At 48.4% G+C, this 20,694-nt stretch carries 10 protein-coding genes; all 10 read left to right on the plus strand.

The genetic code is table 11. The features are described 5' to 3' along the window. Nucleotides 1–239: 239 nt before the first annotated feature. The 10 genes from NV381_RS25895 (at nt 240) to NV381_RS25940 (ending at nt 20,678) form a co-directional block, all read left to right on the plus strand. On the plus strand, nt 240–8,885 hold the full coding sequence (locus NV381_RS25895) for a fibronectin type III domain-containing protein (protein ID WP_258216193.1): 8,646 nt from the start codon (nt 240–242) through the stop codon (nt 8,883–8,885). Between the two features lie 246 nt (nt 8,886–9,131). Then, nucleotides 9,132–9,434, plus strand: a complete 303-nt coding sequence (locus tag NV381_RS25900; RefSeq protein WP_258216194.1) for a YciI family protein — start codon at nt 9,132–9,134, stop codon at nt 9,432–9,434. A 158-nt stretch (nt 9,435–9,592) separates the two neighbouring features. After that, nucleotides 9,593–10,876, plus strand: coding sequence for a WD40/YVTN/BNR-like repeat-containing protein (locus NV381_RS25905; protein WP_258216195.1), 1,284 nt, complete (start codon nt 9,593–9,595; stop codon nt 10,874–10,876). 302 nt (nt 10,877–11,178) lie between these two features. After that, entirely contained in the window at nt 11,179–12,507 is a 1,329-nt protein-coding gene (locus NV381_RS25910) for a Gfo/Idh/MocA family protein (protein ID WP_258216196.1), read from the plus strand. Between the two features lie 99 nt (nt 12,508–12,606). After that, nucleotides 12,607–13,464, plus strand: a complete 858-nt coding sequence (locus NV381_RS25915) for an ABC transporter permease (protein ID WP_379369784.1) — start codon at nt 12,607–12,609, stop codon at nt 13,462–13,464. Nucleotides 13,465–13,485: 21 nt separating this feature from the next. Next, nucleotides 13,486–14,364 (plus strand): carbohydrate ABC transporter permease, encoded by an 879-nt coding sequence (locus tag NV381_RS25920; protein ID WP_258216197.1) that lies wholly within the window; start codon nt 13,486–13,488, stop codon nt 14,362–14,364. Between the two features lie 57 nt (nt 14,365–14,421). Next, nucleotides 14,422–15,924, plus strand: a complete 1,503-nt coding sequence (locus NV381_RS25925; RefSeq protein WP_258216198.1) for an extracellular solute-binding protein — start codon at nt 14,422–14,424, stop codon at nt 15,922–15,924. Between the two features lie 137 nt (nt 15,925–16,061). Beyond that, the gene (locus NV381_RS25930; protein ID WP_258216199.1) at nt 16,062–18,356 is read left to right on the plus strand and encodes a helix-turn-helix domain-containing protein; all 2,295 of its coding nucleotides are present in this window, start codon (nt 16,062–16,064) and stop codon (nt 18,354–18,356) included. 57 nt (nt 18,357–18,413) lie between these two features. Beyond that, nucleotides 18,414–19,634, plus strand: coding sequence for a mandelate racemase/muconate lactonizing enzyme family protein (locus NV381_RS25935; protein ID WP_258216200.1), 1,221 nt, complete (start codon nt 18,414–18,416; stop codon nt 19,632–19,634). 21 nt (nt 19,635–19,655) lie between these two features. Further along, complete coding sequence (locus NV381_RS25940; RefSeq protein ID WP_258216201.1) at nt 19,656–20,678, plus strand: dienelactone hydrolase family protein; 1,023 nt, start codon at nt 19,656–19,658, stop codon at nt 20,676–20,678. Nucleotides 20,679–20,694 lie beyond the last annotated feature (16 nt).

Consider the following 20,694-nt stretch of genomic DNA (forward strand, 5'->3'; position numbering starts at 1 on the left):
GTTACTTGATCACACTAAATATATTACTTGGTCATTTTGAAAAAAGGGATTATAGGCTCTGTCTGAAATTCATGCTCTCTAGGAAGATAGTAGAGGGGAATGCTGTAAAGAAACGGAGGGAAATTAGCTCGGGAAAAGGGCTGCTTTAGCTGAAATAAGGTAGAGTTTTATTAGTTTTGATACAAAATGTATCAATCTTATCGAATTTGTCACACGGATTAAGAAGGAGGATTTAAAATATGAGCTATCGCTCTTTTAAGAAAGTTTTTTTGCAGTTCATGATATTTATTTTGCTTCTTCAGGCTGTTGCACCAGTGAGCGCGGCTGATCAGCCTGCGGCTTCAAAAGGGAACAGCGGGTTGAAGCTAACAGATAAGCTGCCTGCATGGGCTGAGCAGGAAATCAATGGACTTGTGAATGAAGGAATTATTCAAGGCTTCGAGGACGGGACGTTTCAACCCGAGAGAGCCGTCACACGAGCGGAAACTGCGGTATGGTTGGCTCGGCTGACTGGCAATGCCAAGGACAAAAAAAACGGCATATTCCCCGACGTTTCGGATCAATGGTTCGCCTCCGATGTGAACCAGGCCGCAAGCCTCGGAATTATTAAAGGTTATGCAGACGGAAATTTTCATCCTAATGACGACGTGAACCGGTTCGAAATAGCTGTTATGCTGAATCGTATGCTGAAGCTGGCCGATCCGAATGATCAGTCTTTTACAGATAAGGGACTCATTCCCGAATGGGCTTCTCCGTCAGTTTCAGCGCTGCACAAGGCGGGTGTTATCCAAGGTTATGACGATGGAGCTTTCCATGGGGATAGAAAGCTGACCCGGGCGGAAGCAGCTGTTATTGTGCATCGTGCCGGGAAGCTGGCAGAAATGAAAGGAGCTTCAGGAGTGAAGCCGGAATCAACGTTGTTGACCGTCAAGGTCAATAAGCCTGACGGTTCGATGCTGGTTGAAGCCGATGTGTTCATTCATGAGAAAGGGAAGCGGATGTTCAAGGCGTGGGGACGAACGAATGAGCAAGGTGATTTTGCTGTTTCGATTCCGTTCGGAAATTATGATGTACATATCCTAAAGGACGGGTATGTGGCCTATCAACCTGTTCTTTATGAAGAGGGACACACAAGTTTTGAAATAGCGGCTGGATATGCGGCGGAAATTGAAGGAAAAGTGATCGGGTCAGACGGTAAACCGTCAGTTGGCATACTTCTTTCGTTTACGACCAATCCGACATTCTATGCCGTCACCGGTGTGGACGGTATGTTCCGGGCGAATGTGCTACCGGAGAAGACGTACCGATTGACGCTCCTGGAGGATAAGAACCTGTCGCGTCTTATAGCTGAAGGTGGTCGGCCTGAGGATGTTTTTGCGGCAAGCGCCCAAACGGTGCATGGATTGTCGCTGCTTGATTCAGAGCAATCGCAATTGACTGACTGCGATTGTCGTAAATACGACGCTGTTGAAACTTACACCTCTTTAGGAGTGGGGCAAAAACTGCAAATGGGTTCTATTTCGATCGACGGAGCTCGAGCTATCGCAGCGGTTTCATCCGGTAGAGGCTCTAGCAATAATAGGCCGCAAATCGATCTAGTGCCGAATGCACCGACGGGCCTGACCGGCACAGCCGGCAACGGTTCGGTGCAGCTGAGCTGGGCGGCCAACAGCGAAGCCGATTTGGCCGGCTACAAGGTGTACGTGTCAGCCGACAACGGGGCGACATGGGATGCCGGAACGATTGTCGGCCGCGTGGCGAGCCATATAGCGAGCGGACTGACGAACGGGGCGTTGTACCGCTTTGCGGTGACGGCGTATGATGCGTCCGGCAACGAGTCGGCGAAGTCGGCTACGGCGGATGTGAGGCCGCAGCAGCCGTCCGACACGACGCCGCCTAGCGCGCCGACGGGCCTGACCGGCACAGCTGGCAACGGTTCGGCGCAGCTGAACTGGGCGGCCAACAGCGAAGCCGACTTGGCCGGCTACAAGGTGTACGTGTCAGCCGACAACGGGGCGACATGGGATGCCGGAACGAATGTCGGCCGCGTGGCGAGCCATATAGCGAGCGGACTGACGAACGGGGCGTTGTACCGCTTTGCGGTGACGGCGTATGATGCGTCCGGCAACGAGTCGGCGAAGTCGACCACAGCGGATGTGACGCCGCAGCCACCGCCTGACACGACACCGCCAGCCAAGCCAACCGGACTGGATGGCGAGTTTTCGAACGGTTTTGCTTCATTGACTTGGAGTGCAAACAGCGAAAGCGACCTGGCTGGCTACAAGGTTTATATGTCGACGGATAACGGAGACACTTGGGTCTTGGATGGACTTGTAAGCCTGGCACAAGCACAATATCAGAAGAGAATTACTGGAGCCGTTCTGTTCGCTGTCACAGCGTATGATGGGGCTGGAAACGAGTCTTCCCGGTCTGAGGCTAAGCTAATATCGCCTCCGCCTCAAGTCCCGCCGTCCGTTCCTGCCGATGTAGTCGCGGTCGCCGGTAACGGTAAGGCTCAACTGAATTGGAGGGCAAATACGGAAACCGATATAGCTGGTTACAACGTGTATGTTTCGGGTGACGGTGGAACCACTTGGCAGCGTACGGATGCGGGCAACGTCACGACCTATACGGTAACTGGTCTCGTCAATGGCAAGGAGTACGTATTGGCTGTGACGGCATATAACAATGGCGGCAGTGAATCGGAGAAGTCGGCTGGGGTGAAAATTACTCCGCAAGCTCCTTCAGAAACAACTCCGGCTGTGCCTGCCGGATTTGGCGGCTTGCCAGGAGATACGTTCGTAAGCTTGAGCTGGACAGCGAATAGCGAGCCGGATTTAGCGGGATATCACATCTTCTACTCGATGGACAACGGAACGACCTGGAGCGCCGGTCCCAATATGGGCAAAGCAACCGCGGCTTCGGTGAAAGGCTTGAAAAACGGCAGAGCTTATCTATTCGCCGTGACTGCTTACGACGTGGAAGGAAACGAATCGGATCGTTCCCTTCCTGTGTCTCTCGCTCCTGTCGAACCGAGCAGCCCACCGCCTGACCCGGTTACGGTGGCTTCTCAGCTTCCGTCGACAGCTTTGCCATCCTTCGATTCAACGGTCAAGTTTCTTTATACCGGGAGCCAGCCGCTGCAAACGGGCGTGGATGAGGGAGCTATTATAGCTGAGCTCGTGTCCGTTATACGGGGCAAAGTGTTGGACGCAGCGGGACTGCCGCTAGCAGGGGTTCTTGCTACGATATTGAACCATGACGAACTGGGCGTTACCAGAAGCCGTACAGACGGTATGTTCGATCTCGCCGTAAACGGCGGTGGAATCATCAACGTTCAATTATCCAAAGAAGGATATATGCCCGTTCAGCGTAAAATAACGGTTACAGCAGGGGATTATGCTGCGTTGCCGGATGTTGTACTGAAAGCTTATGACACGAAGGTGACGGTTGTTGACTTGAAGACAGCAACGGATGTTCAGGTAGCCCAAGGCTCTCCCGTTACAGATGGAGATGGCGCCAGACGACCGACGGTTGTAATTCCGGAGGGAACGGCTGCTACCATGAAGCTGCCGAATGGCTCGGTAGTACCGCTTACGGAAATACACCTCCGCGCTACCGAATATACGGTGGGGGAGAACGGGCTGAAAAGCATGCCTGGCGACCTGCCGGATTATGTTGGATACACGCATGCCATTGAGCTGTCGGCGGACGAGGCTGTGCAAGCGGGAGCGACAGAGGTTCGCTTCAATCAACGATTATATTATTACGTAGAGAATTACTTGGAATTTCCTGTAGGTGGAGCCGTGCCAATGGGTTATTACGACCGTGAAGAAGGCCGCTGGGTCGCCTCAAATAACGGGAAAATCATCGGTATCGTCAGTGTAGACGGAGGAATCGCCTCCATCGATACAGACGGGGACGGGGCAGCTGACAGCTCGGAGAAGCTGCGCACATTAGGCTTTACCGATAAGGAGAGACAGAAGTTAGCCGGGATATACACGGCAGGCCAAAGCTTGTGGCGCGTTCCGATCGAGCACTTCACGCCATGGGATTGCAACTGGCCGTACGGGCCGCCGCTGGATGCAGAGCCTCCTATCGACGAAGATCCCAAGCGGGAGGAAGAGGAGGACCCTTGTGAACAAGTGGGATCGATCATCGGTTGTCAGAACCAAAGCTTAGGTCAGGCGATCCCGATTGATGGAACGGGAATGAACTTGAATTACATCAGTACGAGAACCCCCGGTAATAAGGAGAAATCAAAGCTAATCATTCCGGTCAGCGGAAATTCGATTCCAAGCTCGCTGCTTTCGATGAGTGTCACGATCGATATCGGGGGGAAATCGTTTAAGAAAACGTTCAGCCCTGCTCCCAATGTTACGCATACGCTTCAATGGGATGGGATAGATGCTTACGCAAGGAAGCTGATCGGCAAGCATCCGTATAAAGTAACGGTAACGAATCATTATGGGCTCCAATATTATGCGGCCCGGAGTGATTTCGAGCAAAGCTTTGGGCGGCTCAGCGGCTCAGGAGTGGTGATCGGAGCGATTAGGGAATTTACGCAAATACCGCTATCACGTGTCTGGTACGGTTCTCTGGAGAGCCCGAACAATCCGTTCGAGCAAGCGGGAGTTGCAGGCTGGAGCTTGGATGCGCATCATATGCTCAACATGGAAGCAAATATAATTTACGAGGGAGACCGTAATAAAAAAACAATGTTTTACAATGAATTACGAAATCTGGATATACGGGATAGGCTAGGTAATGATTACGGTTTGAGTAGTGATATAGCCCCTGGTCCCGGTAAATCGTTGTATTTTATAGCTAACGGAAGAAATGAAACCGGCGATCCTTATCAAATTGTCGCACGTCTAAATAATGATGGAACCGTCGACAAGAGTGACCCATTGCCGGTGATGGATGCGTACCGAATGTTAAGCTCTGACTTAAAGGGTAACGTCTATCTGTATTCGCCAGCCAAGATGCAGATTTACCAGAAAAAATTTGACAAGAAAAACTGGACTGTTTTTGCGGGGACGGGGAAAGATGCAACGAACGAAATCATCGATGGGTCTGTTGCGGCAGAATCGGATTTACCTAGGATCTTCAGTATAGCGGGAGCTGCGGACGGAAATCTGTATTTCACTGGTCGAATCCTGACTTCACCGTATAATATTTTGCATCGGATCAGCACGGATGGCCGTATTCAAGTCATGGGTAGTAGTAAGTCCGGAGCAGACAGCGGCAGGGCAAACAATGATACTATTGGCAAATCGTCTCGTGTTGTGGCGGGGTCTGACGGTTCTGTTTACATCGAGGATTCTAGCTATTCCTACAATGCTACAAGAATAAGAAAAATAAGCCCCGACGGATTAATAACAATGATTGCTGGGGTCTCACCGGATGATTATTCTACCGAACGAGTGATTGATCACGGTGTGCCTGCTAAACAGACGTTATTCAGCCCGAACAAGATGTTTATTGATGGTGAAGGTAACCTCATGATCGAAGCTAGAAGATATACCTGGGAAGCAGCAAAGCTTTACAGAATCAATAAGGAAGGAATTGTGGAGGAAATAAACTTCGACCATGCAAATGCAGCAGCCAAAGGATTTCTTTCATTGTCTGCAATAGATTATAATGGCAACTTCATTTTTAACAATGATCTCAAGGGCGCCTTCTATCGGGTCGACAGATCTTATTTCGAATTAGCAGAATTTCCGGAAGAGGACGGCTTGTCGGTAAATGTCTTCGATCGGGCAACCGGAAGGATCATGCAAAACGTAAGTGCATTATCCGGCGCTGAGCTGAGAATGTTCGGGTATGATAATGACGGTCGCCTGCTATCGATAACCGAGCGCAACGGAAACCTGATCCGTATTGAACGTGATGCGCAAGGCAAACCGACGGCGATTGTAGCGCCAGGAGGGCAGCGGACGATACTTGAGGTCGATGGCAGCGGCGAGCTTATCTCCATTACGAACCCCGCTGGGGAGACTTATCGAATGAAGTACGCGGGAGGACTGCTCACGGAGTACACAGATCCGGAGCAAGGCGTGAGCCAGTACGCTTACGATGAGTTCGGTAAACTGGTGCAAGCGGTCGATCCGGAGGGCGGCGTCAAAACACTGCAGAAAGCGTACATCAACAATGGTAATATCGTAACATTCACCGATCCCAGCAACCGAAAGACAACGTATGAGACTGTGACGGCAAATGGCAAAACGACGCATACGCTGACAGACCCGAGCGGCTACAAAACGGTAACGGAGAAAATAGCTGAGCAGAGTGAAACGGCAACATTGCCAGACGGCACCAAGGTGAGTAAGAAATTCGGGACTGACCCGCGAATGGGAAAGAATACGCCGTTCGTTGCGGAGCTAACCTACACCTCACCTGATGGTAAGGTTACCAATTTCAAGGAAGAACGATCCGCTGTGATGACTAGTAACAATGAGCTGGTGTCTTACAAGGTCCGGCATACTCTTAACGGCGATGTTTCCACCATCGAATACGTCAGAGCAAGCCATAAATTTACGGATACAACAGCCGGAGGCACCGTGACCGAAACGTATTTAGATGCGTGGGATCGGGTTAGCAAGGTGGCTTGGCCGGGGGCAGATCTGTTCCCCATTGAATCTTTCTACGATAGTATCGGTCGGTTGGAGAGAGTTCAGCAAGGGGAGAAGTTCGTACAATATTCGTACAATAGTCAAAATTTGATCGAGAAGGAGACGGATGCATTCGGCAGCGTGAAGAAATACGAATATGACGATGCGGGACGCATTACCTCTATTACCACTCCGGGGAATAGAGTATATCGCAAAGATTACGATGGTCTTGGCAACTTTACGGGGCTTACGATGCCTGATAATTCCAAGTACGTGCAGCAATTTAATAAACGAGGTCAATTCGATGGCTTCGCCCCACAAGGTTCCGGGCTTTGGTACAATCCGGAGCATGACAATGGGGGCAATCTGGTAAATACCGTGATGCGAAGCGGACGTGCGATTGACCACGTGCTTGAGTCTGGCGAGGGTAAGCGGCCTGTTGGCATCAACGATGCCGATATACAGCGCAAGTTTACGTATTTGGGCAAGTCGGATTTTGCCAAAACGATCGAAAGCGTGATGCCACAGGACAGCACAAGAAGCCAAAAGATCGAATATGGTTATAAGGGCGAGAGCATCGATACGATGGTGCTGGCAGGCAAAGCGAACGCCTCGTTCAATTACGAATACGATGGTTTCTTTAATCTGACGAATATCGGGATGACGGTCGGTGGAGCTGTGTATAACACGCCATTCCAATATGACAAGGAAGACAACCTGACTAAATTCGGTCCCTTCCAGTTTAAACGCGGCGGTCCGTTGAAGGCAGTCGGTTCCATGGATGATGGCAAGATGGACATTCAAGTGGATTACGACAGGTATGGCAAAATCGACAGTGTAACCTATTTGCTGAAGGGAAGCCAGGTATACAAGGCACACTATGCTTATGATGCCAGAGACTTTGTAACAGACATTATAGTCGATTCCGCGAAGGGCAAGGAGACCACTCATTACGAGTATGATCTTGACGGACAACTGAAAGGCATGACGCGGATGGAGCCGGGCGGCAATGCGGTTACGGAAGTGTACAGCTATGATGTGAATAAAAACCGGATCACGAGTCTTGTTAACGGAGCAGCGCAAGTGGTCAGTGTTTACGGGGAGCACGATGTGTTGGAGCGTGTAGGCTCTCTTGCCTACACATTCGATGTAGACGGATTCCTTAAACAGCGGGGCTCGGATACGTACAGCTACGGTGTTCGTGGCGAGCTGCTCGAAGCGACTGTGAACAGTGCCGGGAGCGGCTTCACGACTACTAATTCCGTTACTGGTGGCACATACAACCAGAGTGTTACTGGCGTCACGTATATGAATGCTTTGACCAATGGCACCTATAAGTATACGTATGACGGCATCGGCCGAAGGGTTGCCAAGGAAGACAGCCAAGGCAGGAAGACGCAGTATTTGTACGGAAATCCCGAGTCGCTCCATCTATTGACAGCATCGGTTGATCCGAACGGCCAACTCTCCATGTATTACTACAACGAAATGGGATTGCTCATTGCGCTGGAGAGAGGTGGAACGCGATACTATGTCGTCTCTGATGCTGTGGGCACGCCTCAACGGGTACTGGACAGCGACGGCGCTGTCGTGAAGGAACTGCGTTATGACAGCTATGGCGGCTTGCAATCCGATTCTAATCCGGCCTTTGTTCTACTGATCGGCTATGCGGGCGGCTTGGAGGATCGGGATACGGGGTTGATTCGCTTTGGTTTCCGTGATTATGACCCTGTATCAGGCCGCTGGACGGCACGGGATTCAGTTCTACTCGAAAGCGGTCAGACGAATCTGTATGCATATGTCAATAACAACCCGATTATGTTTCGCGATCCTTGCGGTCAAGTGTGCGTAGGAGCATCCGTATACGCGGTTGTCGGGATTGGCGGCAAGGTGTGCATCGACAGTGAGGGTGTTTCTTCCTGCGTAGACACTGGCTTTGGTGTAGGGCTAGGAATAGAGGTTTCTCCGTTCGAGGATATTGCCAAGAATGAGTTTTCAATGGAGGCTATGGCCAAGCTTACGGCCGGAATAGGAAATTTGCAGGCTGGTTACAAGCTAGGAATTGATTTCGATACCAATTGTCGAACTGACGGACCTATTGCGAGAGCGGAAGCTGGGCCTTATCGCGTCGACTTACTCAAACCTAAGAAATCGGCGGTGAAGGGCAATGAAGACAATTTCCAAAAGACTATTAAAGAATTGTTCAAGAAAAGCGGTGTAAAAGCGGAAGCTTCCATAAAGGCGAAGGTGTGCAGAAATCTCCGCTGGTAATCAATGAAAGCGCCTTGCCCTTGTGTGGCAGGGCGCTTTTTGATTTTTTCAACTAAGCTGAATCTACTAGCGGCGGTTACCCTGTTTTTTGCATGATAGAACAAGCGAGCAATTGAGCCGGAAGATATCCCATCCGGATTCCTCGATTAAGATGGCTTGACACATCGTCAAAAGTTCAATTACTATGTGAATGACTATTATAAGTATTTTCGTTAAAGAAGCGTTAACAAAAGGAGATAAGGATTAATGGAACAGTTGGAATTTGTTTATATTTTTAAACCGAGGCGTGAGGATTTCCTGCAAACGTTAACGCTTGTAGAAATGACAGCGATGGGCGCTCACTTCGATTATTGTAACGGGCTGCAGGCTGAAGGCATTCTCATAATGTCGGGGGCATGTACGGACGGCGCATATGGCATGGTTGTTTTTAAAGCGGATTCAGAGGAAGAAGCGCGCCGTATTTTTGATAATGATCCTGTTGTTATCGCTGATGTGGTTGATGCGGAGCTGCATCCATACAAAGTATTGAAACTGCAAGGTCGCGACTAAACCATATAAAAAATAATGAATGTGGAGGCTGAACTGATTCAGCCTTCTTTATTTTGTCTAAAATAGTTGTAACTTAATTTGTTTAAGAATCGTCTATAAGGTCGGACACAAGCAAGCAAATTAAATCGCTAAATCCATTAGAACAGGGAGGAATAGAGATGAGATACTTACGCATAACGCAGCTGGCTCTGCTCTCGACCATCGTTCTGCTGATAGTTGCCGGATGTGACAATAAACCTGCGGCTGGAGGCGCGGCTGTGAAGCCAGAACCGACAGCAGCGGCAATCAGCCAACCGGCACCCGGGACGGATCCGGCAGCCAAACCAACGGATGGAACAGGCTCTGTGCCTTCTTCCAAGCCTCAGGACCCTTCGCAAGGAAATCCGGCGAATTCTGATCAGACGAAGTCCAAGGCTGCTGCAACAGCGGTTGCTTTCGTTAGTGCAACTGAAGGCTGGGCAGGCGGCAATGGCTTTATCTCCCATACAACAGATGGGGGACAGCATTGGGATAAACAATATTCAGGAACAGGGAATATTGCTTTGTTTTCATTTTTAAGCGATAAGCCGAAAGTAGGCTGGGCATATGAAGGCGAAATGAATGGCCCTGGGGCAGGCTCTCCAGCCGGAAGCCCGAAGAAAAGCAACCTTCTTCATACGGTTGACGGAGGTGCAAACTGGACGGTCATTAATCCATCGGCTGCATTAGGTAAGGAAATTCATTTTATATCCGAGCAAGAAGGCTTCAGCGGAAATAAAACTACACAGGATGGCGGAAAAACATGGAAGGAGCTTCCAGTTCCTGCTGGAATATCAGGTGAAGCTTACTTTAATTCCAGTTCAGTTGGCTGGGCTGTAGTAAACAATGGGGATAAGTTCCAAATTGAACATACAAAGGACGGGGGAAAAACGTGGCAATCCGTGTATAGCCAACCCGTCGGGAGCATATTGAATGGGGCTGTGATCCGATCGACAAACAAAGATGATGTTTGGGTTCAGCTTATTGGAGATTCAGGTATGACACAGACCTCTTATTCGCTGCTGCATAGTAAGGACGGCGGGAATAAATGGATCCCTGTTGTGGCCAATTCTACGGCAGGAGGCGGACCGGCTCCCGGGTATCAATCCGGCAGTGAAAACGTACCTAAAGGTCCAGGCAATAGTCCCGGACAGCTGCTGCCGCTATCTCCGCAAGCTGCTTTCATGCTGGGTTATTGCCGCGCATGCGGAGACGCGGGTGAGGTATCCGTTGGCTGGACGCTTGACGCGGGAACGAACTGGACGAATGGAAGCCAGAAGCTTCCCGGGCAGGATGCCGTTGCATCGTTCGTGGATGACAAACAAGGCTGGCTGCTGACGTATGCGTACTCCAAGCCTTCCGTTTTGTATAAAACAACGGATGGCGGCAAGCAATGGAGCAAGCTGTACTCCTTTGGCTCATAAGGAAACAAAGGTGGCACAACCTATAACTTGATAACAAGAACCTGAGGCCGAGCCTCAGGTTCTTGCTGTTTATCCCATCCAATTCCCCAATTTCCACGGTCAATTACACGTTGTATCTATAAAGATTACTAAAAGCAGCGCTTAGGATTATCGGGTCCTAAATGCCCGCCGCAGCACGCTTTTCGCATGTCAGCCATTCAATTGTCGCTTTGAGGATTGTAGCCAGTTATTAGTGCTGTAATAAATAATAGAGTCAGGTTCAACGGTCGACCTGAAGTTCATTATTACAAATGAGGTGCTGCATGAGAAAAAGATACGCCATATGCGGGGTCAGTAATCGAAGCATGAAAATGTTTATCGGCCCGATGCTCAAAACCTTTTCGAATCAAGCTGACATCGTTGGATTGCTGGATAGCGATCCCAGACGGTTTGAGGTTTGTAAAATCAAATACCCGGAATTAGCGGCTGTACCTGAATACAATCCGTCCGAATTCGCTTTGATGGTTGAAAGGACAAAGCCAGATGTGATAATCGTAGTCGGACGGGACGATACTCATGCCGGATACATTATCCAGGCGCTGGAGCATGATCTGGATGTGCTGTCCGAGAAGCCGATGGCTACAACCGGCGATGATTGCCGCAAAATTATGGAGGCGGAAGCAAGGAGTAAAGGGACGGTCACCGTTACATTTAATTACCGTTACGCTCCGATTCATAGCCGCATTAAAGAAATGGTGCTGGAAGGAAAGGTCGGCAGAGTGACCTCTGTGGATTTAAATTGGTACATCGACACCTACCATGGAGCCAGCTACTTTAAACGGTGGAATCGTATTCGCGAGCATTCCGGAGGGCTGTCCATTCATAAGAGCTCCCATCATTTCGATTTGGTTAATTGGTGGATTGGCCAGAAGCCGAAAGAAGTGTTTGCTTATGGAGCGCGCAACTATTACGGGACTGATGGAGCCATGAATCCGAAAAAGGAGGACGGACGCTATTGTGCAACCTGTGATGTCAAACAGGATTGCAACTATTTTATGCGTTGGTCATCCCGAAGCAAGGAAGTACATGTGAAAGATGACCATATCGGTACGGAAGGCCCGGCAGACGCAAATGCTAAAGCACCGTACAGCCTTTATCGGGCTGATTCCTGTATCTTCGATTCGGAAATCAATATCGAAGATACCTATTCAACGAACGTCAAATATGACGGCGGAGCGCTGCTGTCCTACTCCGTCAATTTCTCGCTTCCTTATGAAGGCTACCGCCTTGCCATTAATGGAACGAAGGGCCGCATCGAAACGATGGAATACCATTCCTCTGGAAGAGTACCGTTCCCGGTGCCGGAACAAACTATCGATTACTTCCCGTTATTCGGATCGAAGGAAACGATACATGTCGTACATAGGGAAGGTGGTCACGGCGGGGGAGATCCGGCCTTGCTGGAGGATATTTTCCTCGGCTCCGATCCGAAGCGGGCGTATCCCATTTTGTCGGGCTCGATGGATGGCGCTTATTCAGTAGCTGCGGGTGAAGCCGTCTGGAGATCGGTCCAGGAGAACCGCCCGATTCGTATTGAAGATGTACTTGGTATGAATCCACATGAACTGTTAAACAACAAGACGGGAGGATGAAGATTGAAAACTCAGGTAACGAACGCGGCACAGACTAATTACAGCCGTAAGGCAAGCCTTCTCTGGAGCCGGATTGTCAAAAGCCGCTACTTGTATGTAATGGTTACTCCGGGCTTGTTGTATTTCGCCTTGTTCAAATATTTACCAATGTGGGGGGTCTTAATTGCTTTCAAGGATTATCTCCCGTTTCGCGGGTTTTGGAACAGCCCTTGGGTTGGCTTCAAGCACTTTGACCGTTTTTTCCATGACCCGGTGTTCTGGCTGCTGTTTAAAAATACATTTATACTGGCTATCTATAATATCGCTTTCTTCTTTCCAATCCCGATAGTAATCGCGTTGATGCTTAATGAGCTGCGGCTGGAATGGTTCAAAAGGTCGATCCAGACAGCTATCTACATTCCGCATTTCGTATCATGGGTAGTCGTTGTCGGGATGGTGTATACCTTCTTCTCAACAGAGGGGGGCATCATCACCAATATGCTCGTCGATGCCGGAATGGGCAAAATCAATTTCTTGATGTCTAACGACTGGTTCCGTCCGATGATCATTCTTGAGGTCATATGGAAGGAATCCGGTTGGGGAACGATTATTTTTCTGGCTGCACTCTCTGGGGTGGATCCAACTCTGTATGAAGCTGCCAAGATGGACGGGGCTAGCCGCTTAAGACAGCTATGGCATATCACATTGCCGGCTATTCGCAGCACTATTGTCATCTTATTCATACTTCGTCTCGGCAATTTTCTCGATACCGGCTTCGAACAAATCTTCCTGATGCTCAATTCTACAAATAGGGAAGTAGGAGAGGTATTTGATACTTATGTATACTCCAATGGTGTACAACAAGGACAATTCAGCTTCAGCACAGCGGTCGGCTTGTTTAAGTCGTTAGTAGGCTTGGCCATGGTGCTTGCAGCTAACAAATTGGCCAAGAAGATGGGAGAGCAGGGAGTTTACTAATGTGGAAAGGAGGATGTTGCCATGGTTCGCCAATCGCTCGGTTCACGCTTTTTTGATATAGTTAATGCCGGTATCCTGATCGCAGTTGCTTTATTTGCAGTCGTTCCATTTTTATTCGTACTGTCAGGCTCGCTTACAGCTTCAGAAGAGTTGGTCAAGCGCGGAGTTGTCTTGTTTCCGACTCAATTCTCTCTGGATGGTTACCGGTATATTTTTTCAACAAAAACAATTCTGTGGAGTCTAGGCGTGACGATCTTCATCACCGTTACAGGGACTTTAATCAATCTTTTTTTCACAACTTTGACGGCTTATCCGCTCGCGAGAAATGAATTTGTCGGGCGCCGGCCTATCATGCTGCTCGTACTGTTTACGATGCTGTTCAGCGGAGGCATGATTCCGACATTTCTTGTCGTCAAATCGTTTGGGATGCTAAATAGTTATTGGTCGCTGCTCATTCCAGGTGCTATAAGCGCGTTTAACCTGATTATACTGAGAAATTTCTTTCAGCAGCTTCCAGACGGGCTGGAGGAATCGGCCAAAATCGATGGCTGCAATGATTTTCAGATTTTAATCCGAATTGTGCTGCCGCTTTCGCTTCCAGCAATGGCTACCTTTGCCTTATTTTATTCAGTGGGGCACTGGAATACATTTTTTAATGCTATTCTGTACATCAACGATAATACAAAATGGCCCATTCAAGTATGGCTTCGCCAAATTGTCATTTTATCCCAAGGGGGAATCGGGGATTCCCAGCAAATGGGCAACGACTATGTTGCACCTCCCGGCGAAGTGATCAAGATGGCGGTTATCGTAGTCTCGACAGTGCCGATTTTGCTTGTGTATCCGTTTTTGCAAAAGCATTTTGCCAAAGGAGTATTGCTCGGCTCTGTAAAAGGTTAGACGGAATCGATTCTTTGAACGAATTACTAATATACAATGATATCAGGAGGCATATAAATGGATACAAAAGGATTATTCAAAAAGGGTCTGCTTACCGCAGGTGCCCTATCACTCGTCATCACTTCGGCATGTGCAAATGAAGGAGAAAAGAAACCAAGTGGTGCCGCTCCAGCCGGTCCGATCGAAATTACGATGATGAACCAGTATTTGACTGCTGAGCCGCCCAAAATGGACAGTGAGCCGATGAAGCTGCTGCAGGAATATACCAACACTAAGCTTAACGTGACTTGGGTGCCAAGCGCCAGCTACAGTGAGAAGGTTACGGCTTCCATTGCTGTGGCAGGAGATTTGCCGAAGGTGCTGCTGGTCAAGGACGATCGCAATCCGGCTATCATCGAGGCGGCGCGGGCCGGCTTATTCTGGGAGGTAGGGCCTTATCTGAAGGATTACCCGAACTTGAAAACGCTGGATGCAGCCCGCTTGAATAACATTTCCATTGACGGCAAAGTTTACGGTATATTCCGGTGGAGAGCGATTGCACGTAACGGTCTAATTATCCGTAAGGATTGGCTCGATAACCTGGGTCTTCAGGAGCCCAAAACGATAGAGGAATTATTGAATGTGTTCAAGGCATTCACTTATAATGATCCGGACAAGAATGGAAAGAACGATACATTCGGTATTGCATTTGACGCCAACAGCGCACAATTTTATCACTTTCTGTCCATTTTGGGGGCACCTAATACTTGGGAGTATAAAGACGGCCGCATGACGCCGGATTTCATGACCAAGCCTTACATGGATACTCTTAAGCTGCTTAAGCAAATGTATGCGGATAAAGTATTCAACAGTGATTTCCCTGTAGTTAAAGACCGTACGGTACTGCTGAATCAAGGTAAAGCAGGTGTCTACATCGGGGCTTATGATGATTTGAATGCGAGATTTACTGATTTATTCAAATCGAATCCGAACGCGAAGCTGGACACCATCCCGAACGTAAGCGGTCCTAACGGCATCAAGGTACAAGGGGGCACCGGCTATAATAGTGTGTTCATGATTCCCAAAACAAGTGTAAAAACAGAGGCTGAGCTCAAGCAGGTATTAACATTTATCGACAAGCTTGGTGATGAGAAAGTACAAAATCTGATGACTTGGGGAATTGAAGGCAAACACTATAAGGTAGAAAATGGTAAAGCTGTTCGCATCGACGAGAAGGTTTTCACAGATGAGGTGTACAACACTTTATTCCAGTTAATGGTATTTGATGGCAGCAAGGCTATTGCAGGCAATGTCGATCCAAGCGTAGCCAAATTCAATAAGCTGATTCAGGAAAACGAGAAATATGCCGTTCCAAATCCGGCTCTGCCTCTCCTCTCCAAAACGTACATGGAAAAAGGAAAGCAGCTTGATCAGGTGATTACCGATGCCAGAACTAAATTCATTATAGGTGAACTTGACGAGAAGGGCTTTGAGCAGGCGGTGGCGAATTGGCAGAAAAATGGCGGCGACCAAGTGATCACTGAATATAAGAGCGATTATGAGAAAACGATGAAAAAGTAACGGTAAAGGGGGGCCGCAGCGGGTTCCCCTTCACTTTTCTTTCAAATGTCTCGCTGATGATTATATGATTTCATCAAGCTCTGTGCGATAATGGTGGCAGAATTATCTCCCTATGGACATAAGAAAGAGAGAACGCCATGAAGCTGAGCTTGTCCCGCTATCAGATTAAATTATTCACCTTATGCCTGTTGTTTGGAGCTATCCCTGTTATAGTCCTGGGCATTTTTTCGTATCTCAAATCCTCCAGCATTATTGAAAGCAAGGTGCTGCAGGGGAATGATCAATTGCTGCTGCAAACACAAACCCAGCTTGAAAATACTTTGAAAATCATTGATTTTTCGATCTTTCAGGTGGCGAGCTCACAGGCAGTAAGCGATGTTCTTCAAACGCCGATCCAAGCAAAGGATTTTCCATTGGTTGATAAATTGCTTGAAACGCTGCAGCGTATTCAAATCTACGAGCTTGGGATTAGGGATATTCAGTTAATTAACCTGGAACATCAATGGGTCATTAGCAACAAAGGCTATGTTAAGCTGGATGAGTTTTCGGATGCGAACCGACTCTCTTCTTACAAGCTTCTGGACAAGCCCTTCAAATGGGTTACTCAAGTATCGGATGACCGGAACGGGGAGTCCATGGCTACGAGTATAACCTTGGTCAAACGGTTTCCTAGCTATTCGGGCAATCCATCTGCGTTATTAGTCACTCAAATGTCCAATCAAGAGCTGTTCAGGCTGCTGCCGAAAAGCAGTGAGCTGGGGTCCCTCGTCATTCTCGATGAGAATGGGGAGATCATAACTAATAGCCTGAAGTCCGGATTTGATTCGGCCTTGCGAAATTCACCATTGTTTGGCGATGTAAAGCAGACACCGGAAGCCAGCGGCTATCGAATCGGTCAAATCGGTTCAGAGGAATATGGCTTTACCTTCCGCAAAAGTTCCTATAACGGTTGGACCTATCTGTCTATTGTCTCAATAGACAGTATTACGCGCGAGTCGAAATCAATCGGATGGGCTACCATTTGGGCAAGTGTCATTATCATTGTCCTGATTATTCTGCTGTCAATGCAGGGAGCAAACAAGCTTTATTCCCCCTTGCGCAGCTTGTATCAGAAGACGGCTGGTTCAGACGATGCTTCCGATCCTCAGGAGCCGCAGGATGAGTTCCAGGCAATCGAGCGGCGAATGGAGAAGATGTCGCAGAATTACATTCATATGACCAGTCACGTGCAGAGGCTGAGGCAGCAGCTGAAACCGTTTATGATATTCAAGCTGGTGCAGGGAGAATTGACGCATAAGGAAATCGAGGAGCAGCTTCAATTATTCGGATTTTCCCGGAAATTTCGCTGGCTTGCCGTGGTAGCCATTCAGATCGACACGTTGGAGCAAACTCGTTATTTGGAAAGCGACCGCGATTTGCTGTTGTTTGCGATCAGTAACATTGTCGAGGACACGGTTCCGCCGGAGCATCGCTTGAGTCCTGTTGTCATTGAACAATCGCAGGTGACTGTCTTTAGCGGAGATCATGAATCGGTTGAAGCTTTCAAGGTATTCATGTACGATACAATCAAGCAGGTTCAGGAAAATGTGCTGGCCTTTCTTGGTCTGCCTGTCAGCGCAGGGATTAGCCGCCCGTATTCAAACTACGATAGTACGCCGAAAGCGTATGCTGAAGGTCTGGACGCTTTGAAATACCGTATTACGAAGGATACCGAGACGATTCTTTTTATCGAGAATGAAGAGCCGGAGACGCAAATGGTGTATTTTCCCGAGCATTTGGAGAAGCAGCTTGTCGAGGCAGTAAAGTTCTCGGATGAAAGACGGGCTTCTGCTTTGCTGAAGGAATTTTTGCAGATTTTGTCCAACCGGGAGCTGACGCACAACCAAATGCAGAACTGGCTGATGAAGCTTTTGCTGGATTTGCTGTACATTCCGGAGCTGCCGGATACCGCCTTCTCTTCGCTTGATACGAATGCCATACCACTGTATGTACAGCTGAAAAGGCTTAATACCGTTCAAGAAATTGAGCAATGGTTTACCCAGCAAATCATTGAGCCCATCATTCGCTCGGGAGAACAAAGCAATGAAGCACCGTACAATAAAATATCCAATGAGGTTATCCGCATTATTCAGAGTGAATATGACCGCGAGCTAACGCTCGAGGAATGTGCTTCAAGGCTTAACTATCATTCCAGCTATATCCGTCGCGCATTGAAGAAGAGCTTGGACATTAATTTTACTGATTATTTGCTTACGCACCGGATGGAAGTTGCCAAGAAATGGCTGGTGGAAACGGAAATGAAAATTTCGGATATGGCTCAGAAGCTTCAATATAATAACCCGCAAAATTTTATCCGTTATTTCAAAAAAACGACAGGCATGACGCCGGGGCAGTATCGGGACATGTGGTTAAACAACGAAGGCGGGGAATAAGCTGTTATGTACCGTCCATGTAAAGTACTATTTTATAAACAATAAGGAGCTGTAACTATGGGAAACCAATATTCGGACCTGTCTTATTTGCATTTGAACGGCGCTCTAACTCAAGCGCAAAAGGATGTTACCCTTGACGACTTAGAGGCCGCGGCTACTTCCAAGGTGCTGCAGGCTGATGAAATTAAATCTCCTGTAATTATAGAATCGATGGAACTTCTGTTTAACAACGGTTTATATTTTCTGCGCACCAGGTCAAAGGACGGGTCTGTAGGAGTGTCAGTGGCAAGCGAGAGGGCGGAATATTTGCATCCGCTTCTTAAGCAGCTGATTATCCCGTTTTTTATAGGCAAGGATGCAAGGGATTTGGAAGCGCTCTTAGACGGCGTCTATGTTTATGAAAATAACTATAAGCTGTCGGGGCTAGCATTATGGTGCTGCATTTCGTGGGTAGAAGCAAGCCTGCTTGATCTGCTGGGCCAAATAAGCGGTAAGTCGGTAGGGGATCTCCTGGGAGGAGTTATCCGCAACGAGGTTCCTATTTATGTGGCGAGCGGTAACAGAGGAACGACACCTGAAGAGGAAATCGCGGTACTCCAAGAAAAGGTAGCCGATACTGGCGCGAAGGCAATTAAATTCAAGGTAGGGGGCCGGATGAGTAAAAATACCGACTCTATTCACGGACGTTCCGAGAGCCTTATTTATATGACGCGCAAAATTTTCGGTGATGAGATGAGCATTCATGCGGACGGCAACGGCTCCTATGATCCTCCTATGGCTATTGAATATGGCAAAATGCTGGAGGAAATCAACGCATTCTTCTATGAAGAGCCTTGTCCCTTCGAGCATCTGGAGGATACGAAGGAAGTGGCCGATGCATTAAGAATTCCTATGGCATTCGGAGAACAGGAAACAAGCATGAGGCGCTTCAGATGGATCATCGCTAATGACGCAGCACAGGTAGTACAACCGGATTTGCAATATAACGGCGGTTTTATTCGGAACACAAGGATTGCAAGGATGGCTGCTTTAAAAGGAATACCGGTAACACCGCATATATCCAGCGGATATGGGTACGTTTATGTACTTCATTTTGCTTCTTATATTCCTAATATAGGTAAGTTCCAGGAAAACAAAACGGGAGTTAAAGATACCCGCTTCTTATTTTCACCGCAAATGGAAGTCAAGGATGGGGTTATAAATGCTCCTACAGGCCCGGGTCTGGGTATGGACGACTCGGTTGTTACAAGCGTGCTTCGCAAAGCTTATACGGTCTAGGGAAAGGAGGGTGCAGCTGACATGTGGAATCCGGATGATTTTCTTGCACAATTGTATAAGGAGACTCCTGCGTACGCCTTTCAAGCGGGAACCTATGATGAATGGGCTGAATGGAGAAATCGTTTAAAGGAAGTGCTTATACAATCACTAGTTTTACCGCCTAAATCAGACACTAAGTTGGATCCGGTTCTTTTGGAGAGGGTTGATTGCGGAGAATATATTCGGGAGCATATACAGCTTACTACAGCTCCGCATTTGATAATGCCGTTTTATTTGTTAATCCCTAAGAACGGTTCACAGCCCTACCCTGCTATCGTGGCTTGTCCCGGTCATGGCTATGGGTATAAGGAGTTAACGGGGCTGCTCCCGGATGGCAGTGTCCGGCCGGGGGAAGCGGGGATATACAAGGATTTCCCGATAGAGCTGGCTAAGCGAGGATTTATGGTGATAGTGCCTGAATTACTCGGCTTAGGAGATAGAAGGCTGGAGCAGGACAGGGCTAAGGAGCCCAAGGAAAATTCATGCTTCCGGTTATCGACGAATCTTCTTATGGCCGGAAAGACACTTGCCGGATACCGGGTGCATGAGATGATGCGCTGCGTAGACTATTTACAGTCCCGCAGCGATACGGCATCGGACCGGATAGGCTGTTATGGATTCTCCGGGGGCGGGCTGGTCATGGCACTAACGGCTGCTATCGATGAAAGAATACGTGCAGCCGTCATCAGCGGCTACACGAATACTTACAGGGATAGCATTCTCGCGAAGCCTCATTGCTCGGATAATTATATCCCAGGACTTTTTAATGCTGCCGAGATGCCCGATATTTTCGGTTTGATCGCTCCCCGGCCTCTGCTTATAGAGTCCGGTCAAGAGGATAAGGGGTTTCCGATTCATGGCACGCTCAAGGCGATCGATCAACTGAAAGCAATTTATCATGCAGCAAATGCGGATGATAAGCTTGATAAGGACATCCATCCAGGGCAGCATGAGGTTTCCGGCCGAGTAGCCTTTGATTGGCTTAAAGCTCATTTATCCGTGTGAAGGGACAGATAAAGGC

It is taken from the genome of Paenibacillus radicis (ex Xue et al. 2023), assembly GCF_024722015.1.
Classification (GTDB): Bacteria; Bacillota; Bacilli; order Paenibacillales; family NBRC-103111; genus Paenibacillus_S.